We start from the raw sequence: 17,267 nt of genomic DNA, 5'->3' as shown, positions 1-17,267 counted from the left end.
AAACGTGCATTACGTCTAAAATATTATCGAAACACCCTATTTAAGACTTTAAATTGGGCGCTCCAGCAAGAATTTCGTCGTTAGCGTACGATTCAAACTTCTTAAAATTCTCTCTAAAAGATTCTGATAATTTATAAGCTGCTTTGTAATATCCTTCGTCATTATCCCATGTTCTTCGAGAGCTCAACACTTCTGAAGGAACTCCTGGACAATGTCTAGGTTGCAATAAACCAAAAACGGAATGCGTGTGATACGTTTCATAGTTCACCTCATCGAGATCACCATTAAGCGCAGCCGTTATCATGGCTCGTGTATATTTTAATTTTATTCTACTTCCAACACCGTAAGGACCACCTGTCCAACCCGTATTAATCAACCAAACATTAACACCTGCTTCTTTCATTTTAGCGCTTAACATTTCAGCATATTTTGTGGGATGCAGCGGCATAAAAGGCGCTCCAAAACATGCAGAAAAACTTGGTAATGGCTCATCGATACCTGCTTCTGTTCCTGCTACTTTAGCCGTATAACCAGAAATAAAGTGATATGCAGCTTGTCCAGGTGTTAATTTTGAAATAGGAGGCAACACTCCAAAGGCATCTGCTGTTAAAAAGAAAATGTTTTTAGGGTTCTTTCCAATTGATGGCACTTGAATATTATCAATGTGATGTATTGGGTAACTCACACGTGTGTTTTGAGTGATGGAAGTATCCGTAAAATCTACATCACCATTGTCGTTCATGACAACATTTTCTAAAATCGCACCTTTCTTTATAGCTCTATATATATCTGGCTCATTATCTTCTGTTAAGTTAATGGCTTTAGCATAACAACCACCTTCAAAGTTAAAAACCGTGTTTTCATTTGTCCATCCGTGTTCATCATCACCAATTAGTTTTCTTTTAGGATCTGCAGACAATGTAGTCTTACCTGTTCCAGATAAACCAAAAAAGATAGCTGTATCACCATCTTCACCAACATTAGCACTACAGTGCATTGGTAAGGTATTCTTGAATACTGGTAATATAAAATTCAATGCAGAAAAAATTCCTTTCTTAATTTCTCCTGTATAACCTGTCCCACCAATTAAGGCTATTTTTCTTGTGAAATCCAAAATGGCAAAATTATGTTGACGTGTTCCATCAACTTCTGGATTAGCCATAAAACCTGGCGCATTAACAATTGTCCATTCTGGTGTGAAATCATCCAATTCTGAAGCCTCAGGCCTTAAGAACATGTTGTAGGCAAACATATTGCTCCAAGGATATTCATTAATAACACGAATATTTAATCTGTAATTATCATCAGCACAAGCATAACAATCTCTGACAAAAACCTCTTTTTCAGATAAATAATTTGTCACCTTATCATACAGTTTAGCAAAATCATCAGAATCAAAAGGAATGTTGATGTTCCCCCACCAAACGCGATCTTTTGTAATGTCATCCTTAACAATAAAACGGTCTTTTGGCGAACGCCCTGTAAACTCACCTGTGTTAACTGCTAAAGCACCAGAGGATGCCTCAACGCCTTGACCTTTTTCTATTGTAATATTGTGTAATTGTTCTGAAGATAATTGATACTGAACTTTAGCATTCTTTATTCCGTAGTTTTCTAACGAAATCGTTTTCGAAGCTTGGGTATGATCGACCATAATATTTTGTGTTGTTTATGATGCAAAATTAAACATTATTTTAAAGTAGCCATCTAATTTTATGAAATATCAACTTGGTTTTTCAAAAACTTTATTAACAATAAAAGCCAAGCAACAATTAACAATAAACCACCAATAGGCGTTATAAATCCAATGGTTTTAAAATCAAATGACGACAGTGAATTGGTCGCTAATCCGTATATAGAGCCAGAAAATAGCAACACTCCAAATAGTATTAAATAAAACAATATTTTCTTGGTTTTGGTATCAAGAAAATGTGCCAATCCAACAAACAATAAAAAGAAAGCATGATACATTTGGTAACGTACACCTGTTTCATATACATCAATTGATTCAGTAGAAATCAAATCCTTTAATCCATGAGCACCAAATGCGCCTAATACCACAGCTAGCCCACCAAGAATTGCCCCTAATACTAATAGTTTTTTGTTCATATTAAATTATGAATTGAGTTTTTATAACAATTTGTATTTACTACTTTCGTGTACACAAAAATACTCAACAAATTCCATTATGCGAAAGATATTAGTGATAGGTGCAGGCAAATCGGCATCATATCTTATAAAATACTTACTTGATAAATCTGAAAAAGAAGACCTTTTAATTATAGTTGGCGATGTTAATTTTTCACATGCTAAAAAACTTATAAATAATCATGAAAACGCTCAAGCCATAATGCTTGATGTGTTTGACAAGTCTTCCAGACAGTCGGCTATACAAAATTGTGATATTGTTATTTCCATGTTACCTGCAAGGTTCCATATAGAAGTAGCTCGCGACTGTATTGCATTTAATAAGAATATGGTTACTGCTTCATATATAAGTGAAGAGATGCAAAAGCTTGATAAAGCGGCTACAGAAAAAGGACTTATTTTTATGAATGAAATTGGTGTTGATCCTGGTATTGACCATATGAGTGCAATGCAGGTTATTGATCGTATTCGTGAAAAAGGCGGAAATATTATTTTATTTGAATCATTCACTGGTGGCTTGGTAGCTCCTGAAAGTGATAATAATTTATGGCATTATAAATTCACCTGGAATCCGAGAAATGTAGTAGTAGCTGGTCAAGGAGGTGCTGCAAAATTCTTACAAGAAGGCACCTATAAGTATATTCCATACAACAGATTATTTAGACGTACTGAATTTTTAGATGTTGAAGGTTATGGGCGATTTGAAGCTTATGCTAATCGTGATTCTTTAAAATACCAATCGGCATACGGCCTAGATCATGCTAAAACCTTATATCGTGGCACCATGCGTCGAGTTGGTTTTAGTCGTGCCTGGAACATGTTTGTGCAGTTGGGAATGACGGATGATGAATATACGATAGATGACAGCGAAAACATGTCGTATCGTGATTTTGTAAATGCCTTTTTACCATATAGCCCAACAGATTCTGTAGAGTTAAAATTCAGACATGCCTTAAAAATTGATCAGGATGATATTGTTTGGGACAAACTTATGGAGCTGGATATATTCAGTAATAAAAAGATGGTAGAGCTTAAAAAAGCGACTCCAGCGCAAATACTACAAAAAATATTGATGGATAGCTGGACTCTAGCCGAGGATGATAAAGATATGATTGTGATGTACCATAAATTTGGATATGAACTTAATGGTGAAAAACACCAGATAGATTCTACTATGGTTACATTGGGTGAAGATCAAACCTATACAGCTATGGCAAAAACAGTTGGTTTACCTGTTGCTATCGCTACATTAGCTATACTAAACGAAAAAATCACAACACCAGGTGTTCAAATGCCAATTACAAAAGAAGTTTACGAGCCTATTTTGAAGGAATTGGAAGAATATGACATCACATTTAAGGAAACAGAAGTGCCTTATTTGGGTTACAACCAATTGAACTTATAAATGAAAGTGATTAATCAAAATATTGAGATTGATGGTATAGACAAAACTATTTTGCGTGCATTGATGCGAGATGCCAGAACACCTATTTTAGCTATCGCTAAAGAAGTAGGTGTTTCTGGCGCTGCTATTCATCAGCGTTTGCGGAAATTGGAAGCCTCTGGCATTATATCTGGTTCTAAATTTGTAATTAACCCCAAAGTTTTAGGTTATACAACTATGGCCTTTATTGGTATTTATCTCGATAAAGCCATGAGCAATCCTAAAGCCGTAAAACAACTCGAGAAAATTCCTGAAGTTTTAGAATGCCATTACACAACAGGAAACTGGAGCATCTTTATTAAAATATTATGCAGGGATAACGAACATTTAATGCACTTGCTAAATAAAAACATTCAATCTATACCAGGCGTTTCGAGAACTGAAACTTTTATATCGCTGGCACAACAGATAGATAGACAAATAGAATTATAAAAAAAGCTCCTGAAATTTAGGAGCTTTTTTATTGAATTATTTTACTTATAAATTAATCTCTAGATAAAAAGATAGATAAAACATACCAGAATAATAACATTAGGGACGCAAATAAGCCTAATGAGGCTGGAATATAATCTTCTGTTGAGTATTTATTAACCAAATTAGATGTTTGATATAATATTGATCCTCCAGCTAATAAACACATCCCAACTGAAAACCATAATCCCAAATTAAAACCAAATAACGTACCAGCTATTATTAAACCAATAGCGATAAAGAATCCAATAGTTAAACCTGTTTTAATAAACGAGAAATCTTTTTTAGTTACAAAAACAACAGCTGACAATCCTGTAAATAATGCCAAAGTAACAATGGCTGCCTGATTTAGTAATTCCATTCCAGAATTTGTATAAACTATGGCGATATAAATTAGTGGCACAAAAATTAAAGCTTGAGCGAAAATATACAGACAATAAGCTAAATATTGCGTGTTTGTATTTGTCGTTTTCATAGTCATACGTTCAGCATAATTGGTAACGAACATAAAACCACCTAACATAATTAACCACCTGTAACCCTCTGTCATTGACAACATAAAATTGACAATGGTTTCACTTTGCAACAATAGATATTCAAATAGAATAAAAATTAAAACACCTCCTGCCACATGTGCATAGGTCTTTTTGTAAAATGCAATACGTTCTGCATCTGAAACTTGACTTAACAATAAAGGTTCTTGAATTTGATTTTCCATAAAAGATTAGTTAGTTATAATTAATAGCTGAAATTTAAGAAAAAAAAAGTCAGATACGCGTATCTGACTTTATAATTTATATTCTTTGATTTATTAATCACGACCACCAAAAATCTGTAAAGCCCAATATAATAGGGATGCCAAAGCTCCAATAGCTGCTACCAAATAGGTTCTAGCAGCCCATTTTAAAGCATCTTCAGCGCCTGCATATTCTTGTTGTGATAACATGTTTTTATTTTTTAACCATGCCAAAGCACGATTACTAGCGTCATATTCTACTGGTAAGGTGATAAAACTAAACAATGTTGCGGCTCCCATAAAAACTAATCCTAGAACAGCAATCCAAAAGCCCATACCCACACCAGCAGCAGCACCTAAAACCAATCCACCAAAAACCAACCATTGCGACATGCCTGAAGTGACTGAAACTACTGGCACCAATGCCGATCGCATTTGTAATGCGCTATAAGCTTGTGCATGTTGCACAGCATGACCACATTCGTGGGCAGCAACAGCTGCTGCAGCAGCATTACGCTGACTGTAAACTGACTCACTTAAATTAACCGTTTTGTTTTTAGGATTGTAGTGATCTGTAAGCTGTCCTGGTGTTGAAATAACCTCAACATCATATATACCGTTATCAGATAACATTTTCTCTGCTATCTCCTTTCCACTCATGCCATTTCGTAAATGGACTTTTGAGTACTTTTTAAATTTTTGTTTTAGTTGATTACTAACTAACCAACTTACTAATGCAATACCTCCAATTAATATATAATATCCAATCATCATTTTATTCTTATTTTGAAATATAAATTTAGTAGTTATTTATCAAAAAATAAGCCAAATATTAGTTAAGAAATTTTGTCAGGTTTAGAGTTCTCGATACAAAATGTTTTACAAACATTTCACTCGAACTGACGTAGATTATTCTTGCTTGATTAAGTGTGCTTTTTGAAGCACTGAAATAGGGTAGGAAATCACTTCGGTGGCATCTTCGCCTTCTGTTCCAGATTTTGTTTGTTGTAATTTATTGGCAAAAGTAATCTCGAAATCCATACTGTCTTTATAAAACCTTTCGGTAGTTGTTAAGATACTCCCTTGCACTTCAAACATGGAAAATATGGTGCTATCAATTAATTTGGCATCTAATACAATGCCATTATTTTCATCTACCATATACTCGCCTTTTTCAACATTTTTTTCTAATAAATTGTAGTGGCGTTCCTGTCTGTTTCCATCCATAATATATACCAACATATATTGATATTTTCCAACAGTATCAGTTGGGTTTAAATGAAATTCCATTTGTATGGTTTGCTTTCCTCTGGCATTGGTGATGTGTAAATTCCCTTTGTAAATACCATAGAAATCCTGTGGGAAATGTAGTGAATCCGATTGAGCTGAAAGTTGAAAACTAATTAGCGTCAGTAAAAAAAGAAGCGTTTTTTTCATGCTTATTTCTAACTTTAAAATTTATGCAGCCATGAGATTCCTGCCTACGCAGGAATGACATTACCCAACGATGTTTACAATTTTACCAGGTACCACAATCACTTTTTTAGGTGTTCTACCTTGTAATTGGTCTTGGGTTTTTTCGTGTGCTAAAACCGTTTTTTCTATATCTTCTTTGCTCATATCTAATGGCAGCTCTAACGTAAAACGCATTTTACCATTAAAGGAAATAGGGTAATTCTTGCTGCTTTCTACTAAATGCTTTTCTTCATACTTTGGAAAAGGTGCCGTTGATATGGATTCTTCATGACCTAACTGACTCCATAATTCTTCCGCAATATGCGGTGCATAAGGTGAAATCAACACAATTAATGGTTCTAAAATGTCATGACTAGTGCATTTTTGAGCGGTTAGCTCATTTACCGCAATCATAAAGGTAGATACAGAGGTATTAAACGAAAAATTCTCAATATCCTCTTCTACTTTTTTAATGGTTTTATGTAAGGTTTTTAAACTCTCCTTTGTTGGTTCTGCATCAGTTACTTTAAAGCCATTATCATCTATATACAACTTCCACAGTTTTTTTAGGAAACCATGCACACCTGTGATACCTGCTGTATTCCAAGGTTTATATTGCTCTAAAGGCCCTAAAAACATTTCATATAGACGTAAACTGTCGGCACCGTAGTCTTCACAAATCTGGTCCGGATTAACAACATTGTATTTGGACTTGGACATTTTTTCAGGTTCGCGTAGTACTTTAAATACTCCCTCACTATTTTTAATGAAATTATAGTTTTCGTCTATAAAATCAGCTCTTTTATAAGCTTGCCAAAACTGTTCATCATATCTTATTCCTTTTACATCTAAATTATCAGATGAGTCTACATATTTAACTATGACATGGCGTTTAATAAATTTAAGCTGAATTAAATCTAAAATGTCATTGTTTATGTTTAAATGAGATGATATGGTATTTTTTATATTAATTAAAAAACCCTCATCCTCAACTAAATTAGCAGAAACATAGACATTACTATTTAATAATTGTAAGGCAATACGAAATTCCCTTTCTTTTTCAATATCTTCAAAATTTCGAAGCACATTATTTACCTCTTCTAAATCATAGGTTAGAAAGTATATAAAAGCACTTGTCCCTAAAATCATTCCTTGGTTAATCAATTTTTTAGCAAACTCATCAACAGGGACCAAGCCTAAATCGTACATAAATTTTTGCCAGAAACGCGCATATAACAAGTGACCTGTAGCATGCTCGCTTCCACCAATATATAGATCCACTTGCTGCCAGTAATTAACCGCCTCTTGTGAGAAAATTTCATCCTCATTATGTGGATCCATATAACGATTAAAATACTGTGAGCTTCCTGCCCATCCAGGCATAGTATTCAGCTCTAATGGAAATACTGTTTTATCATCAATCTTGTCATTATCGACAACTGTATTGGTTTTTGTGCACCAAGCCCATTTTGTAGCATTCCCTAAAGGTGGCTCGCCTGTTTCGGTTGGTAAATATTTTTCAACTTCTGGTAAGGTAATTGGTAAATGTTGCGCATCTATCATTTGCGGCATACCATTCACATAATACACAGGAAAAGGTTCGCCCCAATAACGTTGGCGTGAAAACACGGCATCACGTAAACGGTAATTGATTTTGCCTTCACCTTGACCTATTTGTTCTAATTCGTAAATAGCGCGTTTAGTTGCCTTCTTGTAGTTCATGCCATTTAGGAAATCACTATTCGAAATTTTGGTATTTTCTTTATCAGCAAAGGCTTCTTCTGAAATATCTACGCCTTCAAATATATAAGGAATCGGTATATTAAAATGCTTGGCGAAATCATAATCACGCTGGTCGCCACAAGGCACAGCCATTACGGCTCCTGTTCCATAGCTTGCCAATACGTAGTCGCCAATCCAAATTGGAATCGGTTCTTTGGTAAACGGATGTTCTGCATAAGCACCTGTAAACACACCTGAAATGGTTTTTACATCAGCCATTCTATCGCGCTCGCTACGTTTTGCAGTTGCTTCAACATAGGCTTCAACTGCAGCACGTTGTTCATCTGTTGTGATTTGAGAAACCAAGTCGTGTTCTGGGGCCAATGTCATAAAACTGACTCCAAAAATGGTATCGGGTCGGGTTGTGAATACTTCAATAGTGGCATCATGTTCCTTTACATTAAACGTGACTGATGCACCAACCGATTTTCCAATCCAGTTGCGTTGACTTTCCTTTAATGAATCTGTCCAATCTATAGTTTCTAAACCTTGCAATAAACGCTCCGCATAAGCCGAAATACGCATAGACCATTGAGTCATTTTTTTTCTAACTACAGGATGTCCGCCGCGTTCAGAAACACCATTTACTATTTCATCATTGGCTAAAACAGTCCCTAAAGCTGGACACCAATTGACTTCGGTTTCTGCTAAATAGGTTAGTCGGTATTGTAATAAAATATCTTGTTTTTGTTCAGACGAAAACGCTTTCCATTCTTCTGCTGTAAAATCAACCACATCCTCATCGCATGCTGCATTTACGTGAACATTACCTTCAGTTTCAAATATCTTTACTAACTCCGAAATATTTTCGGCTTTATCATTTTCCTTGTTGTACCACGAGTTGAACAGTTGAATAAAAATCCACTGTGTCCATTTGTAATAATTGGGATCACTTGTGCGTACTTCTCGCGACCAATCGAAGGAAAAGCCAATCTGATCTAACTGACGACGATAGGTTTTAATATTGGCTTCAGTCGTTACAGCAGGATGCTGACCCGTTTGAATAGCATATTGCTCGGCTGGCAATCCAAAGCTATCGTAACCCTGTGGATGCAATACATTAAATCCTTTATGACGTTTATAGCGTGCATAAATATCTGAAGCGATATACCCTAAAGGATGCCCAACGTGTAAACCTGCACCACTTGGATACGGAAACATATCCAATACATAATATTTCGGTTTATCTGAATGGTTTTCAGCTTTAAAGGTTTGGTGCTCTGCCCAATATTTTTGCCATTTGGCTTCTATCTCGTTGAAATGGTATTTCATCGTACTGTTTTTCCGCTTGTAAAACGGCAAATTTACGCTTTATTATAAGACTGTAAAAGGAAGTGTAATCAAAAAACAGGATGCATAAGTTTCCCAGAATATAAAATCCAAATCATAGATAAAATAGCAGAGACATTCATAGCTATTCCAAAGAGTTTCATTTGTTTAACTGTATAGGGTTTCGATTTAAAAAAAATGAATGTATCTAGTATAAGCCATAATGAAAAAACGGTCAAGAATCCAGCAAGCACAAAATCTTGAAACAAAACAGATAAAATAAAAACTTCAACCAATAGTATTGACAGCATCATAAGCTTGGTGTTTTTTCTACCTATTATTGTGGCAGTCGTTCGTTTTCCTGATTTTAAATCCGGTTCAATATCCATGATTTCTCCAGCAATATGCGCTTGAAATGCAAACAATGTTAAGTATAAAATAGTTTGCCAAGGCAACATCCCTAAATCATTTAACAATACACTAAAAAATGCTGTAAACACATAGCCTATTTGTATTATAATTTCAAAAGGCGGCCGCTCTTTTATTCTAAATGGTTTGAAATTATACACCCAATTAATTAAAATCATAAAAACCAATAACCCGAACATTTTCCAACCACTAATTATGGAAAAGTAAGCTATAAAAGGTACAATGATATAAGCTATTTTTAGAGGAACCCCTTTTAATTGCGTTTCATTAGATTTAGCACCAAACAAAAAGTTCCCTTTTCTTTTATTGACCTTATCGGCATAGGTGTCATTATAATCATTAAATCCATAGACTAAATAGTTTAGGGGAAACGTGACAAATAATAATCCAATCCAAAAGTTTAAGGACAGCCAAAACGCATTTTGAAAATTGAAAGGAACTAAATAAATCCAAATTGTTGGAAACCATAAACCTGGTCTAGAAATTTTTAAATCTTGAAGTGAAAATTTCAAATTGGGGATCTTTTATAACTCAAATTTAAGCTTATTATAACAATGTTGAAAGTTTAAACGTTTAAAGATTAACAAATGGTTCTCACTTTAGTGAGAATGACAATTTTACTGATATCAAAAGACTTTTGTCTTTTGAAGTTTTGTTTCAAATTGTTTTATATTTTTACATCATTAACAAACGTTTATATGAGTTCATCTTTTGATAAGTATCAAAAACGCAGACTAATTTCCTCGTATTTTTCAGTTGTATTGAGTATTGGCTTGGTATTGTTTTTATTAGGTTTATTAGGCATGTTGGTTATAAATGCTAAAAAAGTATCTGACCATTTCAAAGAGCAAGTGGTGTTGACCATTTATTTGAAAGATTCGGCTAAAGATGTCGAAATTAAGCAGCTAGAAAAAAGTTTAGCACTTTCGGATTATGTAAAATCTACGGAGTTTGTCTCCAAAGAGCAAGCGGCAGAATCTATTAAAGCTGAAAATGGTGAAGATTTTATGGAGTTCCTAGGTTACAATCCGTTGCAAAATTCTATAGATGTACATGTTAAGGCCGATTTTGTGACTGAAGAACGTTTACAAGTCATTTCGGAAGAAGCCTTAACGAAAAGCTTTGTGGATGAAGTACGCTATGATAATGATTTGGTTACCTTAATGAACAACAACGTCAAGAAAATAAGTTTTTGGATTTTAGTAATCAGTGGGTTGTTTACAGTAATTGCTGTTCTATTAATAAATAGTTCCATCCGTTTGTCTGTTTACTCGAAACGTTTCACTATAAAAACCATGCAGATGGTTGGTGCTACTAAACAATTTATTAGACGTCCTTTTGTTTGGAAAAGTGTTCGTTTAGGTATGATTGGGGCCATTTTAGCACTTATTGGAATGGCTGTGGTTTTATATTATGTAAACCAAACATTTCCAGAATTAAATTTAATGAACAATACGGTTCTATTGGTTGTATTGTTTGTAGGTGTATTTATGCTGGGTATTATTATTACCTGGATAAGTACCTTTATCGCTACACAACGTTTCTTAAATTTGAAAACGGATCAGTTGTATTATTAGTTGTTAGTTGTTAGTTGTTAGTTGTTAGTTGTTAGTTGTTAGATATTATGAAAAAATAATGAGATTAGTAATTTTCACTTTTTCGATATTATTTTCCATTAACTGCTATTCACACAAGAATAGAGTTGTTGCAGAGAACTATGGCAACGTCAAAGTATATATGAGAACTGGATTTGACTATTCAGACATTTACAAAACTAAAATTGTAGGGCAACTAGCAGAAAAACTATCCAACCGTTTACAATACAAGGACACAGTATTTATTGAATATATTCAAGATTACGCTAAAGAATATTCAGACGATTTATATTTATTGGAATATAATAACTCTAATTTTAAAATAATTGGAGGAATAAAATCTGATTATAAAACACCATCTAATGGTCACGGTCTATCTATAAGAATTTATACTGATAGAATTGATATTGTTAACGTATTAAAGCTCATAGAGTTTACGATAAACAATAGAGAGAAAACAAATTCTTTTTTAACCAAAAAGTCAATTGAATATAATGTATATGAATATCGAGAATTGCTTGGACCATTAACTTCATTAGCAACCAATGATGAAGTAATCAATCAAATTTTCGCATCAGATTCGGAATTAATTAATGAGTTTATTAAAGAAAAAATTTTAATTGCTGGTCAAGAAAATTATGGAATAGAGATTTATTGGCAAAATGATAAATTCATTTTTGAATACAATCACATTTGGAGTGACGAACAGGAATTTGTATTTGAGTTGAAAGATTATTTTTATCATTTATATGTAAATGCTAATGAAATCTTGATTTTTGTTGATAAAAATTCTTTCTATTTTTTAAGTGGCACAAGTAGCTTGGAGAAAGAGTTAATAAAAATAGAAAATGAAAGCCATGCTCCTTTAATTGTTATGAGTTATGGTAATAAACTGTTATTTCATCCGTTCAGAGATAAGGATAATTTGAGTATTTTCCTTAAAGACAAAAATAAAGTCATTTCAAAATTTGAATAGCTGAAATTAATTTCACTTGTAATTATTATGAAAAAAAGCACTCTAATTTATATGATTCTTGCCTTTTGTGTCGGTTTTTTTGGGCTTGTCGCTATAACTTCACTGATTAAAGACCCAAAACCTGAAAAATGTGTCGTTGAAACCAAAACAATTGTCGGTATTTCAGGAATTGCTTCAAATGATATTGTGTTTAAAGACAGTGGTGGTGACAATTATTATATAAATCGTGGATTGGAACGCGGATTAAATTTAGATTCTCTTAACGCAAAAGTTTTAAATAAAACTGTTACTTTGCATTTAGCTAAATTGTGGTTGGGTACTTCAGAGCATATTGCCCAACTCGCTGTAGGTGATGACATTATTTATACTGAATTCGATTAATTATGGGAGAACAAAAACGTAAAGAAGCTGCAAAAACTGAATTTATATTCGGTAAAAAGAATTATAAATTCATGCTTATTGGTTTAGGAGTTATTGCACTGGGCTTTATTTTGATGTCTGGCGGTGGCAGTGACGATCCAAACGTTTTTAACCCAGAAATTTTTAACTGGAGACGTATCCGATTGGCTCCAGGATTGGTTCTATTAGGTTTTGGTATTGAGGTTTATGCTATTCTTTTAAATCCGAATAAGAAATAACACTTATTTTCTTTCAACTTTATCCTTTGGTAAGTGTATTTTGATATTTTTGCCCTATGGATATTATAGATTCAATAATTTTAGGAATCATTCAAGGACTTACCGAATTCTTACCTGTTTCATCTAGCGGACATTTAGAATTAGGAAAGGCTATTCTTGGTGATAACTCAATACCAAAAGAAAGTCTATTATTTACTGTTGTTCTTCATTTTGCAACAGCATTAAGTACCATGGTTGTTTTTAGAAAAGACATTTGGTTGATACTCAAAGGTGTTATGAAATTGGAGTGGAATGAAGATTTGCAATTCGTTTCAAAAATTGCCTTATCTATGATTCCTGCTGTTATTGTTGGTTTGTTTTTTGAGGACGAATTAGAACAGTTATTTAGCGGCAATATTATGTTAGTAGGCTTTATGTTATTGGTTACAGCTATTTTGCTTTTACTTGCTGACAAAGCAAAAGACACTTACAAAAAAGTTACATTTGCAAATGCTTTTATTATTGGCATTTCGCAAGCAATAGCCATGCTTCCTGGAATTTCAAGATCTGGAGCAACCATTTCAACATCCGTTTTATTGGGAAATGATAAAACACGAGCGGCACGCTTCTCATTCTTAATGGTAGTACCCTTAATTTTTGGGAAAATTGCTAAAGATATTTTTAGCGGTGATTTAACCTATGAAGCATCAAACTTTACATCTTTAAGCGTTGGTTTTATAGCAGCTTTTATTGCTGGTTTGTTTGCTTGTACTTGGATGATTTCGTTGGTTAAAAAAAGTAAATTATCTTATTTCGCTATTTACTGTCTAATTGTTGGTTTGGGTGCCATTATCTATACTTTAGTTAATTAGTATGAAAACAGCCGACGACTTCCTATCTGGTCAAGTTTTATTGATTGACAAGCCTTTGAATTGGACGTCCTTTCAAGTGGTCAATAAATTGCGATGGGAAATTCGTCATGCCCTTAACATCAAGAAAATAAAAGTTGGTCATGCCGGAACTTTAGACCCATTGGCAACTGGTTTACTGGTTATTTGTACGGGTAAAATGACCAAGCAAATCAATACCTTTCAAGGTCAGGAAAAGGAATATACTGGCACTTTCGTTTTAGGTAGCACCACGCCTTCGTATGATTTAGAAACTGAAATTGATAAAACTTTCCCTACTAATCACATATCTGAAAAATTGATTCACGATACCACGCAACAATTTATTGGTGATATCGAACAATATCCTCCTGTATTTTCAGCTATAAAAAAAGATGGTAAACGCTTATACGAGTTTGCAAGAGCTGGCGAAGAAGTTGAGATAAAACCAAGAACCGTTACTATTTCAGAATTTGAAATCACCAATATTGATGGTAATACTATTGATTTTAGAGTGGTTTGCAGTAAAGGAACATACATTCGTTCTTTGGCTCATGATTTTGGAAAAGCACTAAATTCAGGAGCGCATTTATCGGTTTTAAGGCGTACCAAAATTGGTGATTTCTCGGTTAAAAATGCGCTAACTCCAGAATCCTTTATAACAGGCTTAACAACCAAATAATACTTTTTTCCGTATATTACATTACAACACCTGGTGTTTAGCCCAATATTTTAGTTTTTGAATTTGACTGATAAACATAAATCTTTACTCTTAACCGGACTGCTTGCTGGGTCTTTGGTTATGGGTTTATTTAGCTTTCATCTAAAGCAACAAAACCCGCATTTAACTGAAAGTTATTATCTAGTAGAACCCAAAACAGAAGAAGAGCTAATACAAGAAGAACTAGAAAAAGCCCAGGCTGAAGAACAAGTCACGGCTGAAACTAATAAAGCCTTTAATGAGACTGAAAACTATAAGCGTTTTGCTGAAGCTTATCAGCCTATTGCACCTCCAAAAGACTATGAATATAGGCCTTCTGAAAATCAAGAAGTAAATAATGATGGCCTAAATGAAACTAGCACATCACAACCTGAAATTGATGATGATGTTTTGTCATCCTTTAATGATGTGAACTCCTTATTAAAAAAACAGCGGAGTAATATAAGTCAGCAGTCAGTGAATAAGGAAAGTTCTATGCATTATTCTTTGGTTAACAGAACACATAGCTATTTACCTACTCCTGTTTACTTATGTGAATCAGGTGGTAAAATAGTTGTCAATATTACCGTGAACTCTCTTGGAAAAGTCACCAATAGTTCAATAAACGAAGCCGCTTCAATTGATAATCAATGCCTAAAAGATCATGCCATTGAATATGCCAATAATGCCCGTTTTAGTTCAGATGCTTCTAAAAAATCACAATTAGGGTCTATTACTTTTTATTTTGAAGGAAAGCACTAAAGACAGAGCAATTGCAGTAAATCTTCTATAGCTGTTTGCCCTTTATCTTGATTGTACCAACGTTGTAAATCTTCTTTAAATTCTGGTGTTAATTTGCCAAAAGTTGCTTTATAATCATTTACCATTTTGGTTGCTTCGCTGGGTCGTGGTCCAAAAGTATCTATCACTTGTCCAGTAGCATTATCAATCATAATCAATTTGGGAATAGCTTTTCCGCCATTAGTTAAAAACTGATTCATTAAAGCATCGTTTTCGTCTCTTAAAACTAATTTTAAATCAATACCATCGTGCAACTCGGCTATTTTATTTATTACCGGAATTACGTGAGCCGCATCGCCACACCAACTCTCTGTAATAACCAACCAAGTAACATCTCCTGAAAAATTTGATAATCGGTTCTTAACCTCATCTGACACCTTTACTGTTTTGTCCCAACGCTTCATACGTCTATCATTTAGCATGGTATAATTTACCATAGCTTCTGATTTGTCATTACCAGTTGTAGAATTATTTTCAACTAGCGTCTTAACCATTTTTCTATAGTCTTGGTAGGTTATACTTTTCGATAAAGCTGAAACAATAATATCCTTTGATGTTGTTTGAATGACTTCCATATATTTTATTTTTCTTTTACAAAATTACTGCCAATAACTCACTATTTTAGTAACTCTTGTTACATTTAGACAGCAAAAGTAATCTGAATTTTAGGCTTCAAATATGATTTATATCATATGTATGTCTAACTTTATATCAAAATCTTACAAAATATGACAAAACATAGATGTGGTTGGTGTGTTGGTGATGCGCTTTATGAAGCCTATCATGATCAAGAATGGGGTGTTCCCATTTATGATGACGCAACTATCTTTGAATTTTTAATTTTAGAAACTTTTCAGGCTGGATTAAGTTGGATTACAGTTTTAAGAAAACGTGAAAACTTTAGAAACGCATTTGATAATTTCAACTATAAAAAAATTGCCCATTACAAGCAGCCTAAAATTGATAGCTTGTTACAAGATGCTGGTATTATCAGAAATAAACTCAAAATACATGCAACTGTTACCAACGCCCAAGCCTTTATGAAAATTCAGGATGAATTTGGCTCTTTCTCCAAATACATTTGGGCTTTTGTTGACCATAAACCCATTAAGAATAAAATCAAAAATTATAAAGATGCTCCTGCCACAACTGCAATTTCGGATGCTTTAAGTAAAGATTTAAAAAAACGTGGTTTTAAGTTTGTGGGTAGTACCGTTATCTATGCCCATATGCAAGCAACTGGCATGGTTAATGACCACGAGATAAATTGTTTTAGATATAATGAAGTGTGACTATAACTGTTTTAAAAACTCATTTCTAGAAATATCTTCAGCACCTAAACTCGCCAAATGATTGGTATAAACTTGGCAATCTATCAGCTTGTAATCAGAGTTTTTAATAAAGGTTATAAAGCCTACTTTACTAGCATTACTCACCTTTGTAAACATGCTTTCACCACAAAAAATACCATTACCCAAGTCAACGCCATAAAGTCCTCCAACCAACTCATTATTTGACCAAACCTCAACAGATTTGGCATAACCTAATTTGTGAAACTGTATATAAGCCTCAATCATGTCATGAGTTATCCAAGTCCCTGATTGGCCATTTCTATTGGCTTGTGAGCATTCCTTAATTACTTTATTAAAATCTTTATTTACGGTTACTTCAAAATCTAAATTACGTAGAACTTGCTTCATACTCTTAGACACTTTTAGTTTTTCTGGAAACAATACAAACCTAGGATCTGGAGACCACCATAAAATAGGCTGCTCTTTTTCAAACCAGGGAAAAATGCCTTTCCTATAAGCTAAAAGCAAACGCTCAACCGATAAATCACCTCCAACACCAATCAGGCCATCTTTACTTGCCTCTCGTGGATTAGAAAATTTTATATCACGCCCTATATAATACATAAACCTATTGAAAACATGTTGTTTAGCTGCCAAAACATGAC

General features: G+C 33.9%; 19 protein-coding genes. 10 read left to right on the top strand and 9 right to left on the bottom strand.

The genetic code is table 11. The features are described 5' to 3' along the window. Nucleotides 1-40: 40 nt before the first annotated feature. Entirely contained in the window at nt 41-1,654 is a 1,614-nt protein-coding gene (pckA, locus tag HGK31_RS04670; RefSeq protein WP_191858684.1) for a phosphoenolpyruvate carboxykinase (ATP), read from the bottom strand. Nucleotides 1,655-1,713: 59 nt separating this feature from the next. Then, complete coding sequence (locus tag HGK31_RS04665; protein WP_104735384.1) at nt 1,714-2,109, bottom strand: DUF423 domain-containing protein; 396 nt, start codon at nt 2,107-2,109, stop codon at nt 1,714-1,716. A gap of 79 nt (nt 2,110-2,188) precedes the next feature. Here HGK31_RS04665 and HGK31_RS04660 point away from each other — a divergent pair, with 79 nt between their 5' ends. Next, nucleotides 2,189-3,553 (top strand): saccharopine dehydrogenase family protein, encoded by a 1,365-nt coding sequence (locus HGK31_RS04660; RefSeq protein ID WP_191858683.1) that lies wholly within the window; start codon nt 2,189-2,191, stop codon nt 3,551-3,553. Next, entirely contained in the window at nt 3,554-4,024 is a 471-nt protein-coding gene (locus HGK31_RS04655; protein ID WP_191858682.1) for an Lrp/AsnC ligand binding domain-containing protein, read from the top strand. It begins immediately after the preceding gene. Nucleotides 4,025-4,076: 52 nt separating this feature from the next. On the opposite strand, the gene HGK31_RS04650 is transcribed toward HGK31_RS04655, so the two are convergent. The 5 genes from HGK31_RS04650 to HGK31_RS04630 form a co-directional block, all read right to left on the bottom strand. Next, on the bottom strand, nt 4,077-4,781 hold the full coding sequence (locus tag HGK31_RS04650) for a Bax inhibitor-1/YccA family protein (protein ID WP_104735381.1): 705 nt from the start codon (nt 4,779-4,781) through the stop codon (nt 4,077-4,079). 93 nt (nt 4,782-4,874) lie between these two features. Then, complete coding sequence (locus HGK31_RS04645; protein ID WP_191858909.1) at nt 4,875-5,570, bottom strand: zinc metallopeptidase; 696 nt, start codon at nt 5,568-5,570, stop codon at nt 4,875-4,877. Between the two features lie 138 nt (nt 5,571-5,708). Next, nucleotides 5,709-6,236 (bottom strand): hypothetical protein, encoded by a 528-nt coding sequence (locus tag HGK31_RS04640; RefSeq protein WP_191858681.1) that lies wholly within the window; start codon nt 6,234-6,236, stop codon nt 5,709-5,711. Between the two features lie 60 nt (nt 6,237-6,296). Further along, nucleotides 6,297-9,308 carry a leucine--tRNA ligase gene (locus HGK31_RS04635; protein ID WP_191858680.1) on the bottom strand — a complete coding sequence of 1,004 codons (3,012 nt, stop codon included), beginning with the start codon at nt 9,306-9,308 and terminating at the stop codon, nt 6,297-6,299. A gap of 68 nt (nt 9,309-9,376) precedes the next feature. Beyond that, nucleotides 9,377-10,246: a UbiA family prenyltransferase gene (locus HGK31_RS04630; RefSeq protein ID WP_191858679.1), complete on the bottom strand. Its 870-nt coding sequence runs from the start codon at nt 10,244-10,246 to the stop codon at nt 9,377-9,379. Nucleotides 10,247-10,432: 186 nt separating this feature from the next. On the opposite strand from HGK31_RS04630, the gene HGK31_RS04625 reads away from it, so the two are divergent. From HGK31_RS04625 to HGK31_RS04595, 7 genes are all read left to right on the top strand, one after another. After that, complete coding sequence (locus HGK31_RS04625; protein ID WP_191858678.1) at nt 10,433-11,311, top strand: cell division protein FtsX; 879 nt, start codon at nt 10,433-10,435, stop codon at nt 11,309-11,311. 58 nt (nt 11,312-11,369) lie between these two features. Continuing rightward, nucleotides 11,370-12,305: a hypothetical protein gene (locus HGK31_RS04620; RefSeq protein ID WP_191858677.1), complete on the top strand. Its 936-nt coding sequence runs from the start codon at nt 11,370-11,372 to the stop codon at nt 12,303-12,305. 27 nt (nt 12,306-12,332) lie between these two features. Continuing rightward, on the top strand, nt 12,333-12,686 hold the full coding sequence (locus HGK31_RS04615; protein WP_191858676.1) for a hypothetical protein: 354 nt from the start codon (nt 12,333-12,335) through the stop codon (nt 12,684-12,686). A gap of 2 nt (nt 12,687-12,688) precedes the next feature. After that, nucleotides 12,689-12,943: a DUF3098 domain-containing protein gene (locus HGK31_RS04610; RefSeq protein WP_104735373.1), complete on the top strand. Its 255-nt coding sequence runs from the start codon at nt 12,689-12,691 to the stop codon at nt 12,941-12,943. Nucleotides 12,944-12,999: 56 nt separating this feature from the next. Continuing rightward, nucleotides 13,000-13,794, top strand: coding sequence for an undecaprenyl-diphosphate phosphatase (locus HGK31_RS04605; protein WP_191858675.1), 795 nt, complete (start codon nt 13,000-13,002; stop codon nt 13,792-13,794). A gap of 1 nt (nt 13,795) precedes the next feature. Then, a complete protein-coding gene (gene truB, locus HGK31_RS04600; protein ID WP_191858674.1) occupies nt 13,796-14,491 on the top strand; it encodes a tRNA pseudouridine(55) synthase TruB in 696 nt (231 codons plus the stop codon). A gap of 63 nt (nt 14,492-14,554) precedes the next feature. After that, nucleotides 14,555-15,271, top strand: coding sequence for a hypothetical protein (locus HGK31_RS04595; RefSeq protein ID WP_233450980.1), 717 nt, complete (start codon nt 14,555-14,557; stop codon nt 15,269-15,271). Here HGK31_RS04595 and HGK31_RS04590 read toward each other — a convergent pair. Then, nucleotides 15,268-15,885, bottom strand: a complete 618-nt coding sequence (locus HGK31_RS04590) for a thioredoxin family protein (RefSeq protein WP_191858672.1) — start codon at nt 15,883-15,885, stop codon at nt 15,268-15,270. The two genes, HGK31_RS04595 and HGK31_RS04590, sit on opposite strands and share 4 nt — an antisense overlap. Before the next feature lie 153 nt (nt 15,886-16,038). On the opposite strand from HGK31_RS04590, the gene HGK31_RS04585 reads away from it, so the two are divergent. Continuing rightward, on the top strand, nt 16,039-16,602 hold the full coding sequence (locus tag HGK31_RS04585) for a DNA-3-methyladenine glycosylase I (protein WP_191858671.1): 564 nt from the start codon (nt 16,039-16,041) through the stop codon (nt 16,600-16,602). Here HGK31_RS04585 and aat read toward each other — a convergent pair whose 3' ends face one another. Further along, nucleotides 16,603-17,226, bottom strand: coding sequence for a leucyl/phenylalanyl-tRNA--protein transferase (gene aat / locus HGK31_RS04580; RefSeq protein ID WP_191858908.1), 624 nt, complete (start codon nt 17,224-17,226; stop codon nt 16,603-16,605). It lies immediately after the preceding gene. Between the last annotated feature and the right edge of the window lie 41 nt (nt 17,227-17,267).

Origin of the sequence: Hanstruepera ponticola (genome assembly GCF_012931685.1) — a bacterium.
GTDB classification, from domain to species: domain Bacteria; phylum Bacteroidota; class Bacteroidia; order Flavobacteriales; family Flavobacteriaceae; genus Hanstruepera; species Hanstruepera ponticola.
The sequence above is the reverse complement of the archived record's forward strand: the minus strand, read 5'-3'. Positions and strand labels throughout refer to the sequence as shown.

Bases quoted from the DNA above. Each gene is read 5' to 3' on its own strand.
- pckA (WP_191858684.1), bottom strand. From the start codon at position 1,654: ATGGTCGATCATACCCAAGCTTCGAAAACGATTTCGTTAGAAAACTAC.
- HGK31_RS04665 (WP_104735384.1), bottom strand. From the start codon at position 2,109: ATGAACAAAAAACTATTAGTATTAGGGGCAATTCTTGGTGGGCTAGCT.
- HGK31_RS04660 (WP_191858683.1), top strand. From the start codon at position 2,189: ATGCGAAAGATATTAGTGATAGGTGCAGGCAAATCGGCATCATATCTT.
- HGK31_RS04655 (WP_191858682.1), top strand. From the start codon at position 3,554: ATGAAAGTGATTAATCAAAATATTGAGATTGATGGTATAGACAAAACT.
- HGK31_RS04650 (WP_104735381.1), bottom strand. From the start codon at position 4,781: ATGGAAAATCAAATTCAAGAACCTTTATTGTTAAGTCAAGTTTCAGAT.
- HGK31_RS04645 (WP_191858909.1), bottom strand. From the start codon at position 5,570: ATGATTGGATATTATATATTAATTGGAGGTATTGCATTAGTAAGTTGG.
- HGK31_RS04640 (WP_191858681.1), bottom strand. From the start codon at position 6,236: ATGAAAAAAACGCTTCTTTTTTTACTGACGCTAATTAGTTTTCAACTT.
- HGK31_RS04635 (WP_191858680.1), bottom strand. From the start codon at position 9,308: ATGAAATACCATTTCAACGAGATAGAAGCCAAATGGCAAAAATATTGG.
- HGK31_RS04625 (WP_191858678.1), top strand. From the start codon at position 10,433: ATGAGTTCATCTTTTGATAAGTATCAAAAACGCAGACTAATTTCCTCG.
- HGK31_RS04620 (WP_191858677.1), top strand. From the start codon at position 11,370: ATGAGATTAGTAATTTTCACTTTTTCGATATTATTTTCCATTAACTGC.
- HGK31_RS04615 (WP_191858676.1), top strand. From the start codon at position 12,333: ATGAAAAAAAGCACTCTAATTTATATGATTCTTGCCTTTTGTGTCGGT.
- HGK31_RS04610 (WP_104735373.1), top strand. From the start codon at position 12,689: ATGGGAGAACAAAAACGTAAAGAAGCTGCAAAAACTGAATTTATATTC.
- HGK31_RS04605 (WP_191858675.1), top strand. From the start codon at position 13,000: ATGGATATTATAGATTCAATAATTTTAGGAATCATTCAAGGACTTACC.
- truB (WP_191858674.1), top strand. From the start codon at position 13,796: ATGAAAACAGCCGACGACTTCCTATCTGGTCAAGTTTTATTGATTGAC.
- HGK31_RS04590 (WP_191858672.1), bottom strand. From the start codon at position 15,885: ATGGAAGTCATTCAAACAACATCAAAGGATATTATTGTTTCAGCTTTA.
- HGK31_RS04585 (WP_191858671.1), top strand. From the start codon at position 16,039: ATGACAAAACATAGATGTGGTTGGTGTGTTGGTGATGCGCTTTATGAA.
- aat (WP_191858908.1), bottom strand. From the start codon at position 17,226: ATGTATTATATAGGGCGTGATATAAAATTTTCTAATCCACGAGAGGCA.